Origin of the sequence: Luteibacter jiangsuensis (assembly GCF_030812295.1) — a bacterium.
GTDB lineage: Bacteria > Pseudomonadota > Gammaproteobacteria > Xanthomonadales > Rhodanobacteraceae > Luteibacter > Luteibacter jiangsuensis_A.
Map to the genome: position 1 here is coordinate 966,944 of NZ_JAUSSK010000002.1, position 23,043 is coordinate 989,986.

A 23,043-nucleotide genomic window follows, 5' to 3' on the forward strand; every position below is an offset into this window, starting at 1 on the left:
GCCGATAGCCGAAACCCGGTACAATCGCCTTTTGCCCGGTCGGTGCGCCGGTGCCACCGGGAGCGAGCCATGAACCCCCTGCGAGATACCCGCGGATGATCGAAGGCACCCTGTTCGTGGTGGCCGCGCCCTCCGGGGCGGGCAAGTCCACGCTGGTCAATGCGCTGCTGGAGCGCGAGCCCGGCATATCCCTGTCCGTGTCGCACACCACGCGGCCCCCGCGGGTGGGCGAGGAATACGGCCGGCACTATTTCTTCGTGGAGCGCCCGGATTTCGAGCGCGAGATCGCCGACGGCATCTTCCTGGAGCACGCCGAAGTGCACGGCAACCTCTACGGCACCTCGCGTACCGTGGTGGAGGGCAAGCTGGCCGAAGGTGCCGACGTCCTGCTGGAAATCGACTGGCAGGGTGCGCGCCAGGTGCGCATGGGCAAGCCGGACTGCGTCAGCGTCTTCATCCTGCCGCCGTCCCGTGGGGAACTCGAACGCCGTCTCCGGGGTCGAGGATCGGATGCGCCGGAGGTGATCGAGCGCCGCCTCTTCAACTCCCGCGAGGAAATCGCGCATGCGCACGAGTTCGACTACATCATCGTCAACGACCGTTTCGAGGACGCCCTGGGCGATCTCCAGGCGATCGTCCGCGCCGTCCGCCAGCGCACACCGTGGTCGGCCCGCCGCCACGAATCGCTGATCGAGGAGTTGCTCGCACCATGACCGACGACGCCATCGTCCGCATCCGCGGCCTGACCACCGTCCTCAACGGCAAGACCATCTTCGACAACCTCGACCTGGACATCCCGCGCGGCAGGATCACCGCGATCATGGGACCCAGCGGCACAGGCAAGACCACGCTGCTGAAGCACATCACCGGGCAGATGCGTGGTGATGCGGGCAGCGTGGAGGTGGACGGCGAGAACGTGCCGGCGCTGTCGCGCGAGCGGCTGTTCGGCCTGCGCGAACGCATCGGCTACCTGTTCCAGAACTCCGCGCTGCTCACGGACTTCGACGTCTTCGAGAACGTGGCGTTTCCGCTGCGCCAGCACACCCGGCTGCCGGAAGAACTCATCCGCAACATCGTGTTGAACAAGCTGCAGGCCGTCGGCCTGCGCGGTGCGGCGCGGTTGATGCCCACCGAGCTTTCCGGTGGCATGGCCCGTCGCGTGGCGCTGGCGCGTGCCATCGTGTTCGATCCCGCGTTGATCCTCTACGACGAGCCTTTTGTCGGCTTGGACCCCATCGCGTTGAATCAGGTGCTGTTGCTGATCCGTACGCTCAACCAGACCCTGGGCATCACCAGTGTGCTGGTGGCCCACGAGCTGGCCGCCGTGCAGAAGGTGGCCGAGCGCGTCTACCTGATCGCCAACGGCAAGGTCGTGGCGCAAGGTGCGCCGGATTCCCTGGCCGACGACGGCTCGCCGTGGACGGCGCAGTTCTTCGGTGGCGAAGCCGACGGTCCGGTTCCCTTCCAGTATCCCGCCGGCGACTACGCCACCGCGCTCGGCTTTCCCGGAGGCAAGGCATGACCGCCAAGGGCGACAACGTCGTCATCCGCAGCCTGACGCAGATCGGTGCCTGTGGCTTGTTCCTGCTGACCATTCTCGCGGCCGTCCCACGCAGCTTGCGCCATGGCCGTGAAACGGTCCGGCAGATATGGTTCGTCGGCGCCATGAGCCTCACCATCGTGATGACCTGCGGGCTCTTCGTGGGCATGGTGCTGGGCCTGCAGTTGTACGACGTGCTCTCGATCTTCGGCGGTACCTCGGCCACGGGTACCGTGGTGGCCATCGCGATCTACCGTGAGCTGGGGCCCGTGGTCACCGCGTTGTTGTTCGCCGGGCGCGCCGGTACCTCGGTCACCGCCGAGATCGGCCTCATGCGCGCCACCGATCAACTCGACGCCATGGAAATGATGGCGGTCGATCCGATCGCCTACGTGGCCGTGCCACGATTCCTCGCCGGTGTGGTCGCCTTGCCCTTGCTCGGGGTGGTGTTCTGCGCCATGGGTGTGTTCGGCGGCCATCTGGTCGGCGTCACCTGGCTGGGCATCGACAACGGCACCTTCTGGTCGAACATGACCGCCACCGTCGACGTACACAAGGACATCGTCAACGGCGTGCTGCTCAAATCCTTCGCCTTCGGCATCGTGGTCTCCCTGATCGCGGTGTTCCAGGGTTACACCACCCCGCCCACCAGTGAAGGCGTCGCCTATGCGACGACCCGCACGGTGGTGGCCTCGTCCATCGCCATCCTGGCGCTGGACTTCGTCCTCACCTCGTTCCTGATCTGAGGCACCGGAGACCCGCCATGACCCGTCATTCCTTCATCGCCCATTCGAGGATCGTGCCGTGACCCAGAGACGTTCCTATGCCGTCGGCACCGGCCTGTTCATCGTGCTCGGTTTCTCCGCCCTCGCGTACCTCGCCACGCAGACCACCTCGGTGGCCAATGCCACCCAGGGCGCCAGCTATATGGTGGAAACGCACTTCGCCAACGTAGGTCAGTTGAAGACCCGCGCGCCGGTGAAGATCGCCGGCGTTCGCGTCGGTTCGGTGCAGTCGATCGAACTGGTGCCGGGCAAGGAAGAGGCCAAGGTCACCTTGTCGATCGATGACCGGCACAAGGACATCCCGGACGATTCCGTCGCCACGATCTTCACCAGCGGCCTGCTGGGCGACCAGTATGTGGGCATCCAGTTCGGCCGGTCGAAAACGCCGGTGAAGGAAGGCGGCGAGATCGGCCTGACCCGTCCGGCCCAGCAGCTGGAGGAAATGCTCGGCAAGTTCTTCGGTGGCGGCAGCGCGCCGGACCGCCTCGGCGGCACCTTCCACGTGACCGCCGAATTCACCAACGTGGGTGCCCTGCAGCCCGGCGCGGCGGTGAAAATGGCCGGCGTGCCCATTGGCAGCGTCGACTCGGTGGTGATCAAGCCCGGCAGCAGCGAAGCCACGGTGACCCTTGGGATCGACAAGCGCTACTCCCAGATACCCGATGACTCGTCGGCCGCGGTATTCACCAGCGGTTTGATCGGTAGCCAGTATGTTGCGATCCAACCCGGCGGGTCGCCGGAATACCTGGCGGAAGGTGACAGCTTCGTGCTCACGCAGTCCGCGCTCCAGCTGGAAGACCTGATCGGCAAGTTCCTGGTGAACGGTTCGCCGAGCGACAACAAGTCCGGTGGCGCCCAGGGCTCCACCCAACCCGACAACGCCGGCAAGAAGTAAGGCCGGACCAGGAGACACCGCATGTTGCGTCAGCTTTCCCTCGCCCTCGCCCTCGCCATGACCACGGCGGCCGCCGCGCCCGTCCTCGCGCAGGCCGCGCCCGCGCCGGCCGCGCCGGTGGACGCGCAGTCGCCGCAGGGCATCGTCGCGACCATTTCCGACGATCTCGCCAAGGCTATCGAGGGCCACCAGGCCGAATTGAAGAGTGACAAGGAAAAGCTCATCGCCGTCATCGACGACGTGTTCCTTCCTCACTTCGATATCGACTACGCGTCGATCCTCGTGCTCGGCCAGAATGCCTCCAAGGCCTCGCCCGAGCAGCGTGAACGCTTCGCCAAGGCCTTCTACAACTCCATCACCCATCGCTATGCGGAAGGCCTGCTCAACTACACCCGTGGTCGCGTAAAGGTCCTTCCGTTCAGCGGCGATCTCAACAACAAGCGCACGGTCGTGCGTACGCAGGTGATGCTCGACGACGGCAAGTCGGTCTCGGTCGACTATGCGTTCCGCAAGTCGAAGACGGGCGACTGGAAGGCCTATGACGTGATCATCGAGGGTATTTCGTACATCACGAACTACCGCAACCAGGTCGACGCCGAGATCAAGAAAGAAGGCCTGGACAAGCTGACCGCCGACCTCGAGCAGAAGGGCTCGGCGGCCATCGACGAGATGCAGCAACAGACCGGCGCCACCCGCAAGTGAGCTTGCCGGCGTTCCAGTTCGGCAACCCGGCGCCGGAGACCCTCGCGGTCTCCGGCGCGCTCACCTTCGCCACCGCGGCCGACGCCCTGGTGGCCGCGCGCCACCAGCTGGACAGCGGCCGGCAGGTCAACCTCGACCTGGGTGGGGTATCCCAGGTGGACAGTGCCGGTCTCGCCACCGTGCTGGCCTTGCTGGCCCATGCCCGCAGCCAGGGCAGGGCGCTTTCGGTCACCCATGCGCCCGCCGGCCTGCAAGCCCTGGCACGCGTCTCCGGCGTCGACTCCTTCTTCTAATTCACCCAATGTGGCCCCATGTGGCCCTGCAGCCCAAGTGTGACCCGACCTGGTGGGAGCCGACCCTGTCGGCGATCCCGCGATAGCGGGCAGGGCGGGGCAGAGCCGTCGGCCGCCACCCTCGTCGCTCCGGTTACACCGTCGCGCCGAGGGTGGCGCCCGGCAGCTCCCTCGCCACGCACAAACCCAATGCGAGGGCGAAGCCGAGCTGAAGTGCCCTTCCAAAGCTTCCGCGAGGAACCAAAGAAAAGGGCCCCGAGGGGCCCTTTTCGTCATTGCTGCTTTTCGCCGTTCTGTCGTTCCCAGTTGTGCTGCTCGTCGAGCAGTTTGTCCGGGTCGAAGTCCTTGCTGTCGTTCAGGCCCTGCATCTGCTCGATGGCTTCCGGCGGCGGGTTGCCGTAATAGATGCTGTAGAGGCGCTGCTGGCGGTAGGCGTCGCGAATGAATACGTACGGGTCGTAGGCGGAGGCGAGGAAGCTTTCCGCATCGATGCCGCGCGAGCGCAGGGTCACGAGATACAGGACCTGCGGCACGTACTGCTGACCGTACTTGAAGTCGTGGTTACGCGTGTAATAGCTGAGCGGATCGAAGAAATAGCTGTCGACCGGCAGGCGCCAGACATCGCGGACCGTGGTCGGGCCCACGAAGGGGAGCACCAGGTAGTCGCCCTCGGGCACGCCCCAGCGGGCCAGGGTCACGCCGAAGTCGTTCTGCTCCAGCGGGAGGCCGAGCAGGCTGGCGGGATCCTTGAAGCCCAGGAAGCCGATCGTCAGGTTGACGACGAAGCGGCTGGTGGTCAGGAAGGCCTGCTTGGGCCGGGCCTGGAGCAGGTCGTTGGCCACCGTCACCGGCAAGCGGATATTCGTGTAGAAGTCGCTGATGGCCGTGCGTACGGGCGGGTTGGTCACCTTCCGGTAGCCGACGGCGACCGGGCGGATGATCGCCTTGTCCAGCGAGTCGTTGAAGGCGTAGACCTTGCGATTGAACTTCTCGTTCGGATCGTCGGTACGCGGGGGAGCGATATGGCAGGCGGCCAGCAGGGCGGCGGCGAGGAGACCTAACGCGGTGCGGACGGTCCGTTGCAGGGTTCTGGGGCGCATCGATGTGGCTTTAGGGGTGGGGCGGTGCTTTAGTGTACCGCGCGGTATTATTATTTGCACGAAGGGCCCGTCCGTCCTGGTCAGAACCGCGCATGATACCCCTCCCCCGATTGCCAGCCAACGGGCCGGGCGGCTAAACTGCACGGTCAGAAGTATCTTTATTGTCAAGGATTTGAAATGGCCCGTATTACCGTCGAAGACTGCCTCGAGGTAGTCGACAACCGCTTCGAGCTCGTGCTCATGGCGACCAAGCGCGCGCGCCAGTTGTCCAAGGGCGCCGAACCGACCCTCGACCCGAACAACGACAAGCCGACCGTGCTCGCCCTGCGCGAGATCGCCGATCGCCGCGTCAGCGACGAAATGATCGACGAAATCGACCGCGCCGCCCGTGAACGTGCCGAGCGTGAAGCCCTCGAGTGGGCCGCCACCGAAGTGGACGACGACCTCTCGAAGGGCGGAGATGACTGATGACGCCGGGTCGTTGTCGGCCCTGCATTCATCCTCACCCTGCGCACGCTGACGCGCGGCTAGCCAGGCCGCGTGCGGGAGGCTCCGCGGCCTGAGGGCGCGAGGTTCTCCCATGGAAGTCATCCCTGCGAAAAAAAAACTGACCGACGTGGTCGATGACGGACCGGTGCCTCCCTATGCGCAGGCACTGGAAGACCGTGTGGGCGCCTACCTGCCACATGAGCAGGTGCTGCGTATCCGCAAGGCCTTCCTGGTCGGCGCCGCCGCCCATGAAGGACAGACCCGCAAGTCCGGTGAGCCGTACATCACCCATCCGGTGGCCGTGGCCCATGTGCTCGCCGAGCTCGGCCTCGATGCCGAGACGATCATCGCGGCGATCCTGCACGACACGCTCGAAGACACCAAGCTCGAACGGACGGAGCTGGCCGGTGCCTTCGGTGAAACCGTGGCCGAACTGGTCGACGGTGTCACCAAGCTCGACAAGATGCGTTTTTCCAGCCGTGCCGAAGCCGATGCCGAGAGCTTCCGGAAGATGCTGCTGGCGATGGCGCGCGACCTGCGCGTCATCCTGATCAAGCTTTCCGATCGACTGCACAACATGCGCACGCTCGGTGCGAAGGATGCCGAGTCGCGCCGGCGCATCGCGCGCGAGACGTTGGAGATCTACGCGCCCATCGCGCAACGCCTCGGCATGAACAAGTTCAAGGCCGAACTGCAGGACCTCGGCTTCAAGGCGCTTTACCCGGATCGTCACCGGATCATCGGCGAGCGCATCCGTGCCGCCCTCGGCAACCGCCGAGAGGCGATGGCCAAGATCGAGATGGCGCTCGAAGGCCGCCTCGCCGCTGAGAAGATTCCCGGCCGCGCGGTGAGCCGGATCAAGTCGGCGTGGAGCATCTATTCGAAGATGCGCAACGAGCACAAGTCGTTCGCGCAACTCATGGATGTCTACGGTTTCCGTGTCATCACCGATTCGGCCATGCACTGCTACATGGCGCTCGGCGCCGTGCACGGCCTGTACAAGCCGGTGGATGGCCGCTTCAAGGATTTCATCGCCATCCCCAAGGGGAACGGCTACCAGTCGCTGCACACCGTGCTGCTCGGCCCCTTCGGTGCGCCGATCGAAATCCAGATCCGCACCTCGGAGATGGAGTCGGTGGCCGAACGCGGCGTGGCCGCGCACTGGGCCTACAAGAGCGATTCCGGCCCGGCGAACAGCGCGCAGGCACGGGCGCGCGAGTGGCTTTCCGCGCTGGCCGACAGCCAGGCGAACACGCCATCGGCGTCGGAGTTCCTCGAGAACGTCAAGATCGACCTGTTCCCCGACGAGGTCTACCTGTTCACGCCGCGCGGCGACATCTTCTCGCTGCCGCGCAACGCCACGGCGCTCGACTTCGCTTACGCGGTGCACACCGACGTGGGCGATCACGCGGTGGCCGCGCGCGTCGACAAGAAGCTGGTGCCCTTGCGCACGCGCCTGGTATCCGGACAGCAAGTGGAGATCATCACCGCGCCATCGGCCGTGCCCAATCCCGCATGGCTCGAGGCGGTGGTCACCGGCAAGGCGCGCACGGCGATACGCCAATACCTCAAGCACCTGCAGCACGAGGATGCCGTGGACTTCGGCCACCGCATGCTCGACCGCGCCCTCGATGCCCGTGGGCTCAGCCTGGATGCCATCCCCGGCGCCACGCTCGACCGCTTCCTCGAGGACGCCAAGCTCAAGCGCCTGGAAGAACTCCTGTCCGAGATCGCCCTGGGTAACCGTTTCGCCGACCAGGTAGCGACGCAACTGGTGGCGCTGCTCGGTCCGGGCGAGAGCCACACGCCGGCGCCCGCCGAGCATTCGGCGGAGAAAATCCGCATCAGCGGCGCCGAGCGCGGCGTGCTCAGCTTCGGTAACTGCTGCCACCCGCTGCCGGGCGACGAGATCATCGGTTTCCTGTCCTCGGGCAAGGGCATCGTGGTGCATCGCGTGGAGTGCCCCAACGTGGCCGAGTTCCGCAAGACGCCGGAACGCATCGTCGCCATCGAATGGGATCGTGACGTCTCGGGCGACTACCGCGCGGAACTGCGCATCGAGGTACTCAATCGCCCGGGCGTGCTCGCCACCGTCGCCGCCGCGATCGCCGACGCTGGTTCGAACATCGAGAACGTCGAATACATCGAGCGTGACAGCACCGCGGCCACGCTACTCTTCGCCATCGAGGTGAAGGACCGCAAGCACCTCGCCGACGTGATGCGCCGTGTGCGCCGCACGGGCGTGGTCAGCGGCGTCTACCGCCACCCGCTCTAGGACATCCCATGACCCGCAGCACCATCGCCACCGACAAGGCACCTTCGGCCATCGGCCCGTATTCGCAGGCCGTGCGCGCCGGCAACACCGTGTACTTCTCGGGTCAGATCCCTCTCGATCCGGCCACCGGCCATCTTGTCGAAGGCGACATCGCCACGCAGACCCGCCGTGTTTTCGACAACCTCGTGGCTGTCGCCGAGGCCGCGGGCGGCAAGCTGTCGGACATCGTCCGCGTCGGTATCTATGTCACCGACCTGGGCAACTTCGCCGCGGTGAACGCGGTGATGGCCGAGTACTTCCAGCAGCCGTATCCGGCGCGTTCGACCATCGAGGTCTCGGGCCTGCCGAAGGGTGCCCAGGTCGAGGTCGACGCGATCCTCGTCCTGCCGTAAGCCATAGCGCGGTTTCCGTGGCTCGCCATGCATCGCCGATTCCCGCCGCGCCGATGGCGGACCCCGGGCGCGCGCCGCTGACGACGCTCGGCGGCGTGGGCCCCGCGCTCGCCGAGACGCTGGGAAGGCTCGGACTGCGCGAGGTGCAGGATCTCTGGTTCCATCTGCCCCTGCGCTACGAAGACCGCACCCAGGTGCGGCCGATCGCCGACCTGCGACCCGGCGACCGCGCGCAGGTGGAAGGCATCGTCGAGTTCGTCGAGCGTGGCTTCCGCTTCCGGCCGCAACTCAAGGTGGTCATCGGCGACGAGTCCGGCGGCGTGCTGCTGCTGCGCTTCTTCCACTTCCGCAAGTCGCAGGTCGACCAGTTGCCGAAGGGCACGCGCCTGCTTTGCTTCGGCGAAGTGCGCCAGGGGCCACAGGGCCTGGAAATCGTCCATCCGCAATACCAGCGCATCGAACCCGACGAACCGGTGGTGGTGGACGAGCGGCTGACACCGGTGTACCCGACCACCGAAGGTCTCGGCCCACGGCGGCTGGCCAGCCTCGTCTCGCGGGCGTTGGCCCACTTGCCGGTGGACGACAGGCTGGAACTCATCCCCGAGTCGATCGGTCGCCCGATGGGCCTGGCGTCCTTGCGCGAGGCCTTGCTCTACGTGCACCGGCCGCCACCGGAGGTCGATCTCCGCGAACTCGGCGAGGGCAGGCACCCCGCGCAGAAACGCCTCGCCTTCGAGGAACTGCTGACCCAGCACCTCACCCTGCGGCGCATGCGCGCGGCGGTGAAGAAGCGCAAGGCACCGGCGCTGAAAAGTGCCGGCGCGCTGCGTGACCGGTTGCTGGAGGCACTGCCGTTCGCCCTCACCAAGGCCCAGGCGCGCGTGTCGAAAGAGGTGGCGCGCGATCTCGCACGTGCCCATCCCATGCTGCGCCTCGTGCAGGGCGATGTCGGCAGCGGCAAGACCGTGGTCGCGGCGCTGGCTGCCGTCGCCGCCGTGGAAAGTGGCTATCAAGTGGCGCTGATGGCGCCGACCGAATTGCTTGCCGAGCAGCACCTGCGTAACTTCCGCGCCTGGCTCGAACCGCTGGGACTGGACGTGGAGTGGCTGGCCGGCAAGGTGCAGGGCAGGGCGCGCAAGAAGGCGCTCGACCGCGCGGCGAGTGGCGAAGCGCACGTCGTCGTCGGCACGCACGCATTGATGCAGGAGGGCGTGGCCTTCGCGAAGCTGGGTCTGGTCATCGTCGACGAGCAACATCGTTTCGGCGTGCACCAGCGGCTGGCGCTGCGCGACAAGGGTGCCGAGGGTGAACTGATTCCGCACCAGCTCGTGCTCACGGCGACGCCGATCCCGCGCACGCTCGCCATGAGCGCCTATGCCGATCTCGACGTCTCCTCGATCGACGAATTGCCACCGGGGCGCACGCCCGTGCAGACCGTGGCGTTGTCGAACGAGCGGCGATTCGACGTCATGGAACGCATCCACGCGGCGTGCATGCAGGGCCGCCAGGTGTACTGGGTGTGCACGTTGATCGAGGAATCCGAACAGCTCAATGCGCAGGCTGCGGAGGTGGCGCACGCTGAACTCACCGCCGCGCTGCCGGACCTGGCGGTCGGCCTGATCCACGGGCGCATGAAGCCGAAGGAAAAGCAGGCGGTGATGGACGCCTTCAAGGCGGGCGACCTCGCTGTGCTGGTGGCCACCACGGTGATCGAGGTCGGCGTGGACGTACCCAATGCAAGCCTGATGGTGATCGAGAACAGCGAGCGGCTCGGCCTCGCACAATTGCATCAGTTGCGCGGGCGGGTGGGGCGTGGGGCGATCGCATCCAATTGCGTATTGCTTTACCAGACACCGCTGTCGCGCCTGGCCAGGGAACGCCTCCAGGTGATGCGCGAGACGAACGACGGTTTTCGCATCGCCGAGAAGGATCTCGAACTGCGCGGCCCGGGCGAGGTACTTGGCACCCGGCAGACCGGCCAGTTGCAGTTCCGCATTGCCGACCTCGCGCGCGACGCGCACCTCATGCCCGAGGTGCAGCGTGTAGCCGAGGCGATGATGAAGGACCATCCCGCGCGTTGCGAGTTGCTGATCGCGCGTTGGGTGGGCGATGCGGCTCGGTATGTGGATGCCTGAGCCGGACCGAGGCGGCCTGTATCGCCGACAGGGTCGGCTCCCACCAAACGGGTCTTGCGATGGGGCTGCCGGGCTGGGAGCATGCCTGGTGGGAGCCGACCCTGTCGGCGATGGGGCTGGCTAGGCCACTCCCAGGTGCCGGCGCACTTCCGCAGCGATCGTCGCGGTTTCACGCAATGGGGCCTGCCGCTCGGCGGTAACCGCGTCGATGTCGTGCAACAGCCCGGCCGAGCGTAGCTCGGCGTGGAAACGTGCCAGCTTCTCGGGTAGCGGCGCGGACACGAGGGTATGCACGGGACGTCCGGTCGCGCAGGCTTCCGAAAGCATGTTCACGGAATCAGGGGTGACGACCAGCCGGTCCGCCCAGCCGAGGATCCCGGGATACGGATTCGGTCCATCGGTGCTGCCGGTCCAGACCACGCCGGGCAATCCGGCGAAGGCCTCGCGGATACGTGGCAGGCTCGAAGCCGGGGTACGCCGCGACGCGGCGACAAGAATCGATCCACCGTCCGCCGCGTGCCGCGCTCGTGTCGCCGCGAGGAAGGCATCCAGGGCGGCGGGCTCCAGCCGCGAGCCGTGCCGGTCTCCGCCGATCAGCACTCCGAGCCGTGGCTCGGGCAGGGCGGCGAATTGCGCGAAGGCGTCACGCCCGTCGGCCAGCCAGGCGTCGTCGATCGGATGGAGCGACCCCAGCGAATGGAGCACATTGTCCCCGAGCAAGCCATCGTGCCGGGGCGTCACCACGAGGTCCCAGTGCGCCGGATCGATCCGCGGATCGAGGATCTGCACGGCGAGCGTAGCTCCGCCGGACCAGCAGCGGATCTGCCGCGTGGCCCAGGCCGCCTGGCGGCCACACCCGATCGCCAGCTTCGGCCACGGCGGTAACAGGCTATCCTCATTGCGCCCGAGCGCCACCCTTGCGCCTGGCAGGTTCCGTGGCGCCAGCCACGACCATGGCGCGCGCAACTGGACGATGATCTCCCGGATCGACGGCGTCAGTGCCTCGGCCAGGGCCAGTGCCTGGCGCCGGTTGCCGGCGGCGCCATCGGTCACGACCCAGCAGGACTCGTGCGATAGCGTGTTCACGTGGCGCCCCGCCCCCTGATTGTTGTCGATTTCCGCACAGTTCGTTCCCTGGCTGGCTTGTCCACGATCGCGTCGTGACGCTTACACTGTAACGATGCCGGTGTTTCGGCAGGCCATCACTGTACAAGGATACCCATGAGTGCTCCGTTGACCGATGCTTCGCTTGACCAGCTTTTCCTCAAGGCCCGCACCTACAACGCGTGGCTGCCAAAGGAGGTGACCGACGAGCAGCTTCACCGGCTGTACGACCTGGCGAAATTCGGCCCCACCGCGGCCAACTCCTCGCCGATGCGCGTGGTCTTCGTGAAATCGCAGGACGCGAAGCAGCGGCTCAAGCCCTATCTCTCCGAGACCAACGTCGAAAAAACCATGCAGGCACCGGTCACCGCGATCGTCGCCACCGATTTCGCTTTCTACGAACATCTGCCCAAGCTGTTCCCGCACGCCGACGCGCGCGTCTGGTTCGTCGGCAACGAGCCGATGATCCAGTCCTCCGGCACGCGTAACGGTTCGCTGCAGGGCGCCTACCTGATCATGGCTGCCCGCGCATTGGGCCTGGACTGCGGTCCGATGTCCGGTTTCGACCAGGCCGGCGTCGACGCCGAGTTCTTCGCGGGCACCCAGGTCAAGTCGAATTTCCTGGTCAATATCGGCTACGGCGATCCCGACAAGAACCTGTTCGAACGCCTGCCGCGCCTGGACTTCGACGAAGCCGCACGAATCGCCTGATTCTTCCCGCGGTGACCGCACGGTCCCGCCGTCAACCGCCGTACCCACCTCACTGCAGGAGATACACCATGCGCGCTCTTCGTTATGTCGCCCTCGCCGCCCTGTTGGCCACCGCCGGCACCGCCGTCGCCGCCCCGGTCACCTACACGCTCGACCCGGGCCACACGATGGTCCTGTTCAGCTGGAACCACTTCGGCTTCTCCAACCCGACGGCCAACCTCGGCCAGGTCCAGGGCACCCTCGTCTATGACGAAAAGGATCCGTCCAAGGCCACCGTCGAAGCGACCCTGCCGCTCTCGGGCCTCGACAGCTTCGTGCCCAAGCTCGATGAGCACCTGAAGTCGGCCGACTTCCTCGACGCCGCCAAGTACCCCACCGTCACCTTCAAGAGCACCAAGGTCGTGCCGGCGGGCAAGGGCAAGCTGAAGGTCACCGGCGACCTGACCGTCCACGGCGTGACCAAGCCGGTCACCCTCGACGTCAGCCTGAACAAGGTCGGCCCGCACCCGATGATGAAGGTGCAGACGGTCGGCTTCGACGCCACCACCACGATCAAGCGCTCGGATTTCGGCGTGGGCGCATATGTCCCGAACGTCTCGGACGAGATCAAGATCCGCATCACGACCGAAGCGCACGACGCCTCGGCCGAAAAGAAGTAAGCCGCCCGCCTCACGCGAGGCAGCCGAACCCGCGCCGGTGACGGCGCGGGTTTTTTCGTTTCCGGCGGTGCCGTTGCCTCCCGCCGCGTCGTCACGCCCGGCATTTCGTTCCTGCTAACATCGCCTCTTATCCCCGGTTCCACCGCATCGTCGGAGTTTTCCCATGCGCCCCAATCCCGCGGCCGCCCCGCTGATCCCGGCGAACGCCGAAAATCGTTACGAAGTGACCCGAGCCGACCTGCCGCTGTCCTGTCCCATGCCGGGCATGTACCTGTGGAATTCGCATCCGCGTGTCTATCTGCCCATCGAGGACGACGGCGGCACATCGAAGTGCTCCTATTGCGGCGCGACCTACGTCCTGAAAGACTGATCGGCCCCCACGTGGGCATGCTTCGTGCATTGTCCTCGTACCCTCTCAAACGGACCGACCCATGGCCACCGTCTCTCCCAATCGGACGATGACCGTCGTACAGCTCATTCCCGCCCTGCATTCGGGGGGAGCCGAGCGCTCGACCCTGGAAATCGCCAAGGCCCTGGTCCAGGCCGGCCATCGCTCCGTCGTCGTCTCCGCCGGCGGGCGGATGGTCGAACAGCTGGAAGCCGAAGGTAGCGAACACATCGCCTTGCCCATCGGCAAGAAGTCCTTTGGCACCCTGTTCACCGTGGGTAAGCTGCGCCGCGTCCTGCGCGACATCCAGCCGGACATCGTGCACGCCCGTTCTCGCCTGCCGGCGTGGATCGGCTGGTGGGCGATGCGGGGCGTCAAGCCGCGCCCGCACTTCGTCACCACCGTGCATGGCCTGAACACGCCCAGCCGTTACAGCGCGATCCTCTTGCGCGGTGAACGGGTGATCGTGGTCTCGCAGACCCTGCGCGACTACGTGCTCCGCCATTACCCCAGCGACATCGAGACCTCGCGCATCACCGTGATCCCCCGCGGAATCGATATCGACGCTTTTCCCTACGGTTACCGCCCCGACGACAGCTGGCAGCGCGCGTTCTTCGAGCAATACCCGCAGCTGGAAGGTGCACCCTTGCTGACCTTGCCGGGACGGGGCACGCGCCTGAAGGGCCATGCGGACGCGATCGAACTGATCGCCGACCTCACCCATCGGGCCATCGACGTGCGCTTGCTCCTGCTCGGTGCCGACGAGCCCGGTCGCGAGGCCTATGTGGCCGAACTGCGTAACCTGATCCATCAGCGTGGGCTTGACGACAAGGTGGTGATCTCGCCACAGCGGTCGGACGTGCGCGATATCTATGCGATGTCGACGCTCGTGCTGCAGCTTTCCAGGCGCCCCGAGTCGTTCGGTCGCACCGTGGTGGAAGCCTTGGCGCTGTGCCGGCCGGTGATCGGCTACGCCCACGGCGGCGTAGGCGAATTGCTGGCCGAACTCTATCCCGCCGGCCGCGTCCCGCTGGGTGACCGCGAGAAGCTGGTCGAACGGGTCGCGGAGCTGCTTCGCTTCGCACCGTCCATCCCACCGCCGCGCAGCTATCGCCTGTCCGACATGCAGTCGGCCACCCTGGCGCTGTACGCGGAGGTGGTGGAAGGCGTGCCGGCCGCGTGAGCGGGCGTAGCTTCGGCGCGGCGATCCGGGCGGGGCTTGCCTCGCCGCTGCTGCCGGTCTGGCTGGTACCGGCCTTGCTGCCGTTCGGGCGCAGCGCCGAGCTCGGGGTCTTTCTCGCCCTCATTGGCAGCATCCTCCTACTCGTGCGCGAACCGCAGGCGCTGCGCCACCATCCGGGCGCGAAGCTGTTCCTGTGGTTGTTCCTGGCCTACGCCGGGGCCGCGCTGGTTTCCGCGGTGGACGCGGTGTCGCCCGGCAAGAGCTGGGGCACGGTCGCCGGTATCCTGCGCTTCGCCCCGCTGGGCGTATATACCTGCTTCGCCGTGCGCCGGCCGGGAAAGGTCCGCGCGCTTTACGTCGCCACGGCCGCGGTGGTCGCGGTCTGGGTGGCCGATGCCTGGGTGCAGGCGCTCACGGGCTATGGGTTGGCGGGCGCTTCGGACTCGGATCGGCTCTCTGGCATCTTCGGCGCGGACAACCTGAAGCTCGGCCCCGCCTTGTCCGCGCTGGCGCCGTTCCTGCTGTGGGCCGCACGCGAGCGCTGGGGATGGCATGGGCTCATCGTCGCCTTCCTGCTCGCGCTGGGACCGGTGCTCTTGTCCGGGTCGCGTGCCTCGTGGATTTGCTATGCCGTGGTCACGCTGTGCTTCGTCTGGCGCGAAGCCGGGTCGTTCCGTCGCTTCGCGGTCGCATGCGCCGCCGCCGGGGTGGTCGTGGCCCTTGCCCTCGCGCTGGCGTGGCAGGTGTCGCCGCGCTTCCGCGATCGCGTGGCGCATACGCTACCGGCGTTGTCGGGCACCTCCGCGGGAGTGGACGCGGCACTTACGGGCCGTCTCGATATCTGGACCACGTCGCTGCGCATGTACGCCGCGCATCCGGTGAACGGCGTAGGCGTGCGTGGCTTCCGCGTCGCCTACCCTTCACTGGCCTCACCGGGCGATCACTTCCTGACGATCGAGAAATGCGGGGAAGGCGAGGGGGCCTGCCACGCGCACCAGGTCGTGCTCGAAGTCGCCACGGAAACAGGCACCCTCGGTCTCATGGCCTGGCTCGCGGCCGCCGTGTACGCGGCGCGCGCCTGGTGGCGCGCCGGTGCGGTCGCGCGCGCGCGCGCGTTTCCGCCGACGGTGGCGCTGGCCGCCATCCTGTTTCCGTTGAATACGCACATGGCGTTCTACTCGGCTTGGTGGGGTTTGCTGGCGGCATGGCTGCTGTCGGTGTGGTGCGCGGCCCTGTTCGCCGACCTGTCCGATGTGGAGGCCGGTCATGCCGCGTGAGCCGCTGTCGGTCGTCGTCACCACGTTCGACAATGCGGCCACGATCGGCGGGTGCCTCGCCTCGGTGGCTTTTGCCGACGACATCGTCGTGCTCGATTCCGGTTCGACGGATGGAACCCGCGAGATCGCGGCCCGCCACGGTGCCCGTGTCCACGTGCAGCCGTTTGCCGGCTATAGCGCGCAGAAGCAGGCGGCGATCGATCTGGCCCGGCATCGATGGGTGTTGCTGCTCGATTCCGACGAGGCGATACCGGCGATGGCCGCGGAGCGCATCCGCGCCGCGCTCGACACGCCACAAGCCGCCGGTTACATGCTGCTCCGCCGCGAGTGGGTGTTCTGGCGTTGGCAACCGGAGCGTGCGCGGCTCAACCACTACGTGCGCCTGTTCGACCATACGCGGGCGCGCATGAGCGGCCACCAGGTGCATGAAAGCGTCGTCGTCGACGGGCCGGTGCAGCGGCTGGACGCGGTGATCGACCATCATGGCGAACGTGACATCGAAGGACGCGTCGACAAGGCCAACCGCTATTCGTCGTTGCAGGTGCGCGACAGGCACACGCGGACGCCCCGTTTCCTGCGTACGCGGATGGTGTTCTATCCGGCGGTGGCATTCGCCCGTTACTACTTCTGGCGCGGTCATTGGCGTGGCGGCTGGGCTGGCTTCGTCGCGGCGCGCGTGCACGCGTTCTACGCGTTCCTGAAGTACGCCAAGCTTTACGAGCTGCGCCGGTCAGGCGGCCAGCGCGATAGCGGAACGGTCGAAACCGAACGCGGCGACGAGTAACTCGCAGGCTTCGCGGCGCAGGGCCTCGCGACGGCGGAACTCGCTACGGCGTTTGCTTTCGATCTCCGATGCGCAACGCATGGGTTCGCGTGGAGGAAGCTCGTAGAAGCCGTCTTCACCGGCGACCCCGTCGGACTCGATCCAGAAGGCGTCGTAGTCGGCCTTTACCTTGTCCGGAATGCCAGCGAACACGTGGGCGGCGTTGCCGATGCCAAGCACGCGTTCGACCGCGTAGACGTCGGCCAGGGCACGGATCATCGACAGCAACAGGTTTTTCGGGCGCAGGCCATGGCATTGGCGCGTGAGTTCGCGCACGACGTCTCGCCCCGCGTTGTTCGCGGCGCCCTGCAGGCAGCCGACGACGATCGTGCGGCCTTCGTCGATGAAGGAGATCGTGGCATAGGAAATCTGCAGACCGTCCCCGTCGGTCAGTGAAAGGCTGAGTTCGCCTTCACGGCCGCGGCGCAACGGAGCTTTGACGATCAGTGAAAGCGGGCTGCCGTCGCGCAGCGTCACCCGTCCGGCCAGCACCTGGCGCTCGCGGTAGAGGGTGTGGAAGAACGGGCGTGGGAAACGCGCCAGCGCGAAGTCGTAGTGATCGCGAAGCGCCTTCAGGCGACGTTCCTTGCTCCACGCCTTGCTGATGTAGCGATGCTGGTAGCGCTCTACCAGTACGCTGTCGACGGAGGACATGCCGGCCATCGGCGGTTTCTCGAGAAAGGCCAGCCATGCATCGTGCGCGCGCCACCGCGACACACAACGCAGCGCATAGGTGAGTACCGCACCGATGGCATGCGTGCGCGTGCTGTGCCATCCGGCACGGCCGCGTAGTGATCGCGCGAAACGAAAGATCGACTGCATCGCAAAGGTCCGTCCAGTGGGCACGACGCACTTTCTACGCTGGCGTTTTTTCGCGAGGCTTTCGTTATTTCGGACGAAAGGTTCGTCGTTGTGCAGGCGTTATGCACCGCGAAAGATCAGGGAAAGCCCGATGAAAGATCGCGGCCTGCAAGGCCGTGCTTTGGGTGCCGGCTTCGCGCGCCAGCGTGCTTTCCACCAGAAAGGTAAGGGGCTCAGTAGATCTTCGGCTCGCCCGGCGGGCGTGTCTTGAAACGCTTGTGGACCCAGAGATATTGCTCGGGCGCTTCGCGCGCCATTTGTTCGATCTGCGCGTTTACCCGCGCCGTGTCGAAGGCGGCGTCCTTGCTGGGGAAATCTTCCAGGGGAGCGCCGAGGCGCATCGCGTAGCCGGCATCGCCGGGAAGACGGCGGTGGAAGAAGGGGATCACCAGCGCGCCGGACAGGCGGGCGAGGTGGTGCGTGGCGGTGATCGTCGCCGCCGGCACACCGAAGAACGGAACGAAGACATTGTCCTTGCTGCGCATGTCCTGATCGGGCGCGTACCACAGCGTGCCGCCTGCCTTCAGGTACTTCACCGTGCCGCGGATATCGTCCTTTTCGAACATCGCATCGGCGTAGTGCAGGCGCGAACGAAGCACGGTGAATTCGAAGACGTCCGAATCCATGCGCCGGTACATGCCGGCGATGCGGATGCGTTGGGAAACGAGGCGTGCGCACAATTCCAGATGCGAGAAATGGCCACCGACGAGCAGGACGCCGCGGCCGGCGCGCCGCGCCGCCTCCAGGTGTTCCAGTCCTTCCACCGTGACCGGTACCCGGGCGATGGCGCGGTCGGAACCCATCCAGCCGAGGGCGAACTCGGCCAGCATCATGCCGACGTCGCACAGGTTGGCACGGACCAGCGCCTGTTGCGCGGCGCGGTCCAGTTCCGGGAAGCAGAGCGCGATATTGGTCGCCGCGATCCGCCGCCGCTCCGGGTTCAGGTGCAAGGCCAGGCGGCCCGCCAGCCGGCCCAGGCGCATCAGCAGGCGGAAGGGCAGGTGTGCGATCAGCCAGATGAAGGCCACGCCCAGCCACGCCGGCCAGTGGCGGGGCGTGAGCAGGCGGCGCGTGAGGTGGGGACGGGGCATACCGGGCATGGCCGGTCATTGTAACGAATGGGGGCGGCTATACTGCCCGGTCGATGGCAATACCAGGGATCCGCGTGCTGCTGCGCCTGCTCTACAACTTCGCCATGTACCTGTTTACGCCGCTGGTGATGCTCCGCCTGATGGCGCGCGGCATGCGTTATGGCGACTACCACGTGCGCTGGCGCGAACGCTTCGGCCGCTTCCGTGAGCCACGGCTGGCCGGCTGCCTCTGGGTGCATGCGGTATCGGTGGGCGAGGTGAATGCGGCCGAGCCGCTGGTGAAGGCTCTGATGGAGGCCTACCCGCAGGCGCCGATGCTGGTGACCACGGTGACCCCGACCGGCTCGGAGCGTGTCCGCCAGCTCTTCGGCGACAGCGTGCACAGCGTCTACCTCCCTTACGATCTGCCGTTCGCCGTGAAGCGTTTCCTGCGCAGCACCCGGCCCCGGCTGGCGGTGATCGTGGAGACGGAGATCTGGCCGAACCTGTATTTCGCCTGCCGCCGCCACGGCATTCCGCTGCTGATCGCCAACGCGAGGCTTTCCGAGCGTTCGTTGCGTGGCTATGCGCGGATGAGTTCGCTGGTGAAGCGCGCCTTGCGTTGTGTCAGCCATATCGCCGCGCAATCGCGTACCGACGCGGCGCGATACCGCCTGTTGGGCGCCGAGCCCAGCCAGCTCACGGTCTGCGGCAACCTCAAGTTCGATATGCCCGTGCCGCAGGCGGCACTCGAGGCGGGAACGGCGATGCGGGAGGCGTGGGGTACCGGGCGTCCCGTGTGGATCGCCGCCAGCACGCACGAAGGCGAAGAGATGTGCGTGCTCGAAGCCCACCTCGACGTGATGCGCCGCCTGCCCGACGCCCTGTTGCTGATCGCGCCACGTCATCCCGAGCGCTTCAAGGCCGTGGAAGCGTCCGTGCGCAGCCTGGGTTTCCAGGTCGCCACGCGCAGCGGCGACGGCGTTCCCAGCCACACCACGCAGTGTTTCGTGATCGATTCGATGGGCGAGTTGCTGCGCTTCTTCGCTTCGGCCGACGTCGCCTTCGTGGGGGGAAGCCTGGTGTCGATCGGCGGCCACAACGTCCTGGAACCGGCGGCGCTGGGCAAGCCCGTGCTGGTCGGTCCGTACACGTTCAATTTCGAGGAAATCACCCAGGCCCTGCTCGACGAAGAGGGCGGGCAGCGGGTGAACGATGGCGACGAGCTCGGCGAACAGGTGTTGTCGCTGCTGCGAGATCCTGCCCGGCGACGGCACATGGGCGAGGCTGCGCGTCATGTATTCGACAGCGAGCGGGGCTCGGTCGGCAAGGTGATGAAGTTGGTCGACAGTTTGCTGCAGGAATAACCGCGCCCGTCGTGTCTTCGACAGCGGGCGCGGCTTCGGCGATGGATCTGGCCGATACGTTACTGCAGGACCATGGCGCCTGGGCGCGAGAGATCAGCGACCGGGCGCGGCGGAACGTTGGGGCGTACCGGCTTGCACAGGACGGTGGCCTTCAGGAAATGCATGTTGGCCATCGAGCCCCAGCCACCGATGTAGTCGTAGCGCACGTTGGCGACAAAACCACCTTCCTCGTCGCACTTCTTGGGAGCCTCGACCATGACGTGGTCGTAGGCCTGCCGCTTGCTGCTGCCGTTATAGGTCAACTCGTACTCGTACGGCTCGTAGGGATCGGATTCAGCGTTCGCGGTCGTCGCAAAGGAGGCAAGCGCGAGGGCGCCGATGAGGAACGGGGTTTTCATGATCGTCCTTGGTCGTTGTGATCGCCCGGACCGGGCTAGCGAATGATGTAGCCAGCACGGTGGCGCTGGTACAGGCGATAGCCCCAAGGCGCTGTAGTCCGATTCCGATAGGATGCCGAGGCAAAACAAGAAAGTTCGTCGCGAATGAACTTTTTGTCGGTGGGAGCCGACCCTGTCGGCACCGGCACCGGCACCGGCCGCTCGACCACGACCGCGGTGGGCTGGAGGAGAAGGGCAAAGCCCGCAACGTGCCGCTGCCGCTCGCCGTGGTGCTTCCCATCCGGGTGAGGGGGGCGAAGCCGAGCCGAATCGCGAAGTTGCCCCCCCGATCCTCCGCGAAGAACCAAAAAAAAGCCCTCAGTTCATGAGGGCCCTTTTTCTTCTTTCCATCACGCGCCTGGCGAAGTTACTGCAGCAGCGCGTTGATCGCCTCGAGGTCCTTCACATCCACCGTGCCCGCGGTCTGCTTGAGCAGCAGCTTGTCGAGGATGAACTGATGGCGGGCCTGCGAATAGTCGCTGAGTGCCTGGGTGAGGTTCTGCTGCGCGATCAGCACGTCGACGATGGTGCGCGTGCCGACCTCGAAGCCGGCCTGCGTGGCGTCGCGTGCGCTTTCGGACGACTCGACGGCGGCCTTGGTCGCCTCGACCTTGCTGATGCCGGCAACGACCGAGCGGTAGTAGTTCAGCGTGTCGCGCACGACCTGGCGGCGGGACGACTCCAGGGAATCCTGTGCCGCGTCACGCTGGTAGATCGACTGGCGCACGCGGGACTGGGTGGCGCCGCCGGAGAAGATCGGCACGCTGAGGGTCAGGCCCACGCTGGTCGCTCCACGGCCGTTACTGCTGGTGCCGAGCGTGCCCGCGGAGGACGCGGTACCGGCGTTCTGGGTCCACGCCGTGCTCTTGCTGTAGCCGACCGTCGCATCGAGCGTGGGCAGGTGCCCGGCGCGCGCGGACGAAATGCTGTGTTCGGCTGACTCGACGTTGTACTGCGAGGCGATGATGGTCGGGTTGCTCTTGACCGCCTCGGCCACCCAGGCTTTCGGATCGTTGGGCGACGGCGGGTCCATCGGCAGCTGCTCGCGCAGCTTCTTCAGGTTGTCGGCCGGCTTGCCGGTGATCTGGGTGAGCGCCTCGCGGGAATCCGCCAGCGTGTTCTCGGCGGTGATCACCGCGGCCACCGCGGTGTCGTGCTGGGCCTTGGCGTCCTGCACGTCGGTGATCGCGGAAAGGCCGACATCGAAGCGCTGCTGGGCCTGTTCGAGCTGACGGGCCAGCGCCTGCTCGTTCGCCTTGGCGAAGGTCAGGGCGTCGTCGTTGGTCAGCACCTGGAAATACGCGGTGGCGACACGGGTGGCGAGCTGCTGCAAGGCCGCCTCATAGGTGGCGTCCTGCGCCTCCGACGAGGAGCGCGCGGCCTTCAGGTCGGCGTACTTGCTGAAGTCGACCACGCTCTGGCTGATGGTGGCGCTCAGCTCACGGGTGCGGGTATGGCCCGCGTCGGAGGTGAGCACCGGGTTGCCGGCCCCATCGACCACCGGATTGCCGGCGGCATCGGTGACGATCGAGCGTGAGGGTCCGTTCGGGTCGCTCTGGTTAAGGCTGAGCTGGGCATTGATCTGCGGCAGCAACAGCGCCCGGGCCTGCGTCACGCCCTCGCCGGTGGCGAGACGGGTGGAGTCGGCCTGCGACAGCACCGGGTCGTTGGCCCGGGCCTGCCGGTAGGCGTCGAGCAAGTCTTCCGCATGGCTCGCGAACGGCATCGCGGCCAATGCCAGCGCGACGGTGAGCAGCTTCAAGCGCATGGTTTCGCCTCGTGGGTGATAGGGAATCTGGTGGGTCAGAGCACGAAGCGCTTCACCGGCGCGGCATGCGCCAGGTAGGGAAGGTCCGTTTCGAACAGCGACTCCTCGCGGAAGCGACCCTCACCCTCGTGGGTAAGCAGGACCGCCGTTTGCGCGGGTGAATCGCCGTGTACCACGAACATGCGCCCGCCAGGCTTCAGCCAGCGCACGAACTTCTCGGGCACCGTGTGCACGGCTCCCGTGACCACGACGGCGTCGAAAACGCCCGTGGGCTTGTAACCGTTGACGGCCTCGGCCGTCTCCAGCGAGACGTTCGTCACCGCCGCCGCTGCCAGACGCTGGCCCGCGGACTCGACGAAGTCGGCATGCATGTCGATGCTGGTGACCTTGCCGGCGAGACGGGCGAGGCAGGCGGTGAGGTAACCCGAACCGGTGCCGATCTCGAGGACCTCGTCGGTCTTGGTGAGCGCCAGGGCCTGGAGTACCCGGCCCTCGATCACCGGCTTCATCATCACCTCGCCGTGCCCAAGGGGCAGGGTGAGGTCGGCGAATGCCACGTTCCGGTGAGCCGGCGCGACGAAATCTTCGCGGCGCACGCTCTTCAGGGTCTCGAGGACGTCGGCGTCGAGGACTTCCCAGGGGCGAACCTGGTTCTCGACCATGTTCTGCCGCGCCTGCTCGAAATTCATCGCCATGTGTTGGATCCCGTACGAAAGCTGCAAAAAGATTCGGAAGGATAAGCGCTTAGCGCCCGTTTTCCCAATGTGTTAAGGCTGCGGTGCCGACGCC

General features: G+C 66.4%; 24 protein-coding genes. 17 read left to right on the forward strand and 7 right to left on the reverse strand.

What is annotated here, in order from left to right; genetic code table 11:
- Nucleotides 1–95 precede the first annotated feature (95 nt).
- Genes gmk through J2T07_RS09645 form a run of 6 tightly spaced genes read left to right on the forward strand, consistent with a single transcriptional unit; the run spans nucleotide 96 to nucleotide 4,215 of the window.
- A complete protein-coding gene (gene gmk / locus J2T07_RS09620; protein WP_306849342.1) occupies nucleotides 96–713 on the forward strand; it encodes a guanylate kinase in 618 nt (205 codons plus the stop codon).
- Nucleotides 710–1,522, forward strand: a complete 813-nt coding sequence (locus tag J2T07_RS09625; protein WP_306849343.1) for an ABC transporter ATP-binding protein — start codon at nucleotides 710–712, stop codon at nucleotides 1,520–1,522. The genes gmk and J2T07_RS09625 overlap by 4 nt, the downstream gene beginning before the upstream one ends.
- Complete coding sequence (gene mlaE / locus J2T07_RS09630) at nucleotides 1,519–2,286, forward strand: lipid asymmetry maintenance ABC transporter permease subunit MlaE (protein WP_306849344.1); 768 nt, start codon at nucleotides 1,519–1,521, stop codon at nucleotides 2,284–2,286. The genes J2T07_RS09625 and mlaE overlap by 4 nt, the downstream gene beginning before the upstream one ends.
- A 58-nt stretch (nucleotides 2,287–2,344) precedes the next feature.
- Nucleotides 2,345–3,220 carry an outer membrane lipid asymmetry maintenance protein MlaD gene (gene mlaD / locus J2T07_RS09635; protein WP_306849345.1) on the forward strand — a complete coding sequence of 292 codons (876 nt, stop codon included), beginning with the start codon at nucleotides 2,345–2,347 and terminating at the stop codon, nucleotides 3,218–3,220.
- Nucleotides 3,221–3,241: 21 nt separating this feature from the next.
- Nucleotides 3,242–3,922, forward strand: coding sequence for an MlaC/ttg2D family ABC transporter substrate-binding protein (locus tag J2T07_RS09640; protein ID WP_306849346.1), 681 nt, complete (start codon nucleotides 3,242–3,244; stop codon nucleotides 3,920–3,922).
- Nucleotides 3,919–4,215: an STAS domain-containing protein gene (locus J2T07_RS09645; RefSeq protein ID WP_306849347.1), complete on the forward strand. Its 297-nt coding sequence runs from the start codon at nucleotides 3,919–3,921 to the stop codon at nucleotides 4,213–4,215. Before J2T07_RS09640 ends, J2T07_RS09645 begins: the two co-directional genes overlap by 4 nt.
- Nucleotides 4,216–4,487: 272 nt before the next feature.
- On the opposite strand, the gene J2T07_RS09650 is transcribed toward J2T07_RS09645, so the two are convergent.
- Nucleotides 4,488–5,315, reverse strand: coding sequence for an MlaA family lipoprotein (locus tag J2T07_RS09650; RefSeq protein WP_306849348.1), 828 nt, complete (start codon nucleotides 5,313–5,315; stop codon nucleotides 4,488–4,490).
- A 177-nt stretch (nucleotides 5,316–5,492) separates the two neighbouring features.
- Between J2T07_RS09650 and rpoZ the strand changes: the two genes are divergently transcribed.
- From rpoZ to recG, 4 genes are all read left to right on the forward strand, one after another.
- Nucleotides 5,493–5,783 carry a DNA-directed RNA polymerase subunit omega gene (gene rpoZ, locus J2T07_RS09655; protein WP_306849349.1) on the forward strand — a complete coding sequence of 97 codons (291 nt, stop codon included), beginning with the start codon at nucleotides 5,493–5,495 and terminating at the stop codon, nucleotides 5,781–5,783.
- Between the two features lie 112 nt (nucleotides 5,784–5,895).
- The gene (locus J2T07_RS09660) at nucleotides 5,896–8,079 is read left to right on the forward strand and encodes a RelA/SpoT family protein (RefSeq protein WP_306849351.1); all 2,184 of its coding nucleotides are present in this window, start codon (nucleotides 5,896–5,898) and stop codon (nucleotides 8,077–8,079) included.
- Nucleotides 8,080–8,087: 8 nt separating this feature from the next.
- The gene (locus J2T07_RS09665) at nucleotides 8,088–8,471 is read left to right on the forward strand and encodes a RidA family protein (protein WP_306849353.1); all 384 of its coding nucleotides are present in this window, start codon (nucleotides 8,088–8,090) and stop codon (nucleotides 8,469–8,471) included.
- Nucleotides 8,472–8,488: 17 nt separating this feature from the next.
- A complete protein-coding gene (gene recG, locus J2T07_RS09670) occupies nucleotides 8,489–10,606 on the forward strand; it encodes an ATP-dependent DNA helicase RecG (protein WP_430539336.1) in 2,118 nt (705 codons plus the stop codon).
- A gap of 120 nt (nucleotides 10,607–10,726) precedes the next feature.
- Here recG and J2T07_RS09675 read toward each other — a convergent pair whose 3' ends face one another.
- Nucleotides 10,727–11,692, reverse strand: coding sequence for a mitochondrial fission ELM1 family protein (locus J2T07_RS09675; RefSeq protein WP_306849355.1), 966 nt, complete (start codon nucleotides 11,690–11,692; stop codon nucleotides 10,727–10,729).
- Between the two features lie 135 nt (nucleotides 11,693–11,827).
- On the opposite strand from J2T07_RS09675, the gene J2T07_RS09680 reads away from it, so the two are divergent.
- The 6 genes from J2T07_RS09680 (at nucleotide 11,828) to J2T07_RS09705 (ending at nucleotide 16,712) form a co-directional block, all read left to right on the forward strand.
- Nucleotides 11,828–12,421, forward strand: a complete 594-nt coding sequence (locus J2T07_RS09680; protein WP_306849357.1) for a malonic semialdehyde reductase — start codon at nucleotides 11,828–11,830, stop codon at nucleotides 12,419–12,421.
- Between the two features lie 68 nt (nucleotides 12,422–12,489).
- Nucleotides 12,490–13,080: a YceI family protein gene (locus J2T07_RS09685; RefSeq protein WP_306849359.1), complete on the forward strand. Its 591-nt coding sequence runs from the start codon at nucleotides 12,490–12,492 to the stop codon at nucleotides 13,078–13,080.
- A gap of 163 nt (nucleotides 13,081–13,243) precedes the next feature.
- Nucleotides 13,244–13,450: a zinc-finger domain-containing protein gene (locus J2T07_RS09690; RefSeq protein WP_167031395.1), complete on the forward strand. Its 207-nt coding sequence runs from the start codon at nucleotides 13,244–13,246 to the stop codon at nucleotides 13,448–13,450.
- A gap of 61 nt (nucleotides 13,451–13,511) precedes the next feature.
- Nucleotides 13,512–14,651: a glycosyltransferase family 4 protein gene (locus J2T07_RS09695; protein WP_306849361.1), complete on the forward strand. Its 1,140-nt coding sequence runs from the start codon at nucleotides 13,512–13,514 to the stop codon at nucleotides 14,649–14,651.
- The gene (locus J2T07_RS09700) at nucleotides 14,648–15,928 is read left to right on the forward strand and encodes an O-antigen ligase family protein (protein WP_306849363.1); all 1,281 of its coding nucleotides are present in this window, start codon (nucleotides 14,648–14,650) and stop codon (nucleotides 15,926–15,928) included. Before J2T07_RS09695 ends, J2T07_RS09700 begins: the two co-directional genes overlap by 4 nt.
- Nucleotides 15,918–16,712, forward strand: a complete 795-nt coding sequence (locus tag J2T07_RS09705) for a glycosyltransferase family 2 protein (RefSeq protein WP_306849365.1) — start codon at nucleotides 15,918–15,920, stop codon at nucleotides 16,710–16,712. The genes J2T07_RS09700 and J2T07_RS09705 overlap by 11 nt, the downstream gene beginning before the upstream one ends.
- Here the strand turns inward: J2T07_RS09705 and J2T07_RS09710 are convergent.
- Both J2T07_RS09710 and lpxL read right to left on the reverse strand, forming a co-directional pair.
- On the reverse strand, nucleotides 16,659–17,573 hold the full coding sequence (locus J2T07_RS09710; protein WP_306849367.1) for a VirK/YbjX family protein: 915 nt from the start codon (nucleotides 17,571–17,573) through the stop codon (nucleotides 16,659–16,661). The genes J2T07_RS09705 and J2T07_RS09710 overlap by 54 nt on opposite strands.
- 212 nt (nucleotides 17,574–17,785) lie before the next feature.
- A complete protein-coding gene (lpxL, locus tag J2T07_RS09715; RefSeq protein WP_306849369.1) occupies nucleotides 17,786–18,712 on the reverse strand; it encodes an LpxL/LpxP family Kdo(2)-lipid IV(A) lauroyl/palmitoleoyl acyltransferase in 927 nt (308 codons plus the stop codon).
- A 71-nt stretch (nucleotides 18,713–18,783) separates the two neighbouring features.
- On the opposite strand from lpxL, the gene waaA reads away from it, so the two are divergent.
- Nucleotides 18,784–20,049, forward strand: a complete 1,266-nt coding sequence (gene waaA, locus J2T07_RS09720) for a lipid IV(A) 3-deoxy-D-manno-octulosonic acid transferase (protein WP_306849539.1) — start codon at nucleotides 18,784–18,786, stop codon at nucleotides 20,047–20,049.
- Nucleotides 20,050–20,108: 59 nt separating this feature from the next.
- Here the strand turns inward: waaA and J2T07_RS09725 are convergent, their stop codons facing one another.
- From J2T07_RS09725 to J2T07_RS09735, 3 genes are all read right to left on the reverse strand, one after another.
- Nucleotides 20,109–20,447 (reverse strand): hypothetical protein, encoded by a 339-nt coding sequence (locus J2T07_RS09725; RefSeq protein WP_306849371.1) that lies wholly within the window; start codon nucleotides 20,445–20,447, stop codon nucleotides 20,109–20,111.
- A gap of 406 nt (nucleotides 20,448–20,853) precedes the next feature.
- Nucleotides 20,854–22,254 carry a TolC family outer membrane protein gene (locus J2T07_RS09730; protein ID WP_306849372.1) on the reverse strand — a complete coding sequence of 467 codons (1,401 nt, stop codon included), beginning with the start codon at nucleotides 22,252–22,254 and terminating at the stop codon, nucleotides 20,854–20,856.
- A gap of 35 nt (nucleotides 22,255–22,289) precedes the next feature.
- Entirely contained in the window at nucleotides 22,290–22,949 is a 660-nt protein-coding gene (locus J2T07_RS09735; protein WP_306849374.1) for a protein-L-isoaspartate O-methyltransferase family protein, read from the reverse strand.
- Between the last annotated feature and the right edge of the window lie 94 nt (nucleotides 22,950–23,043).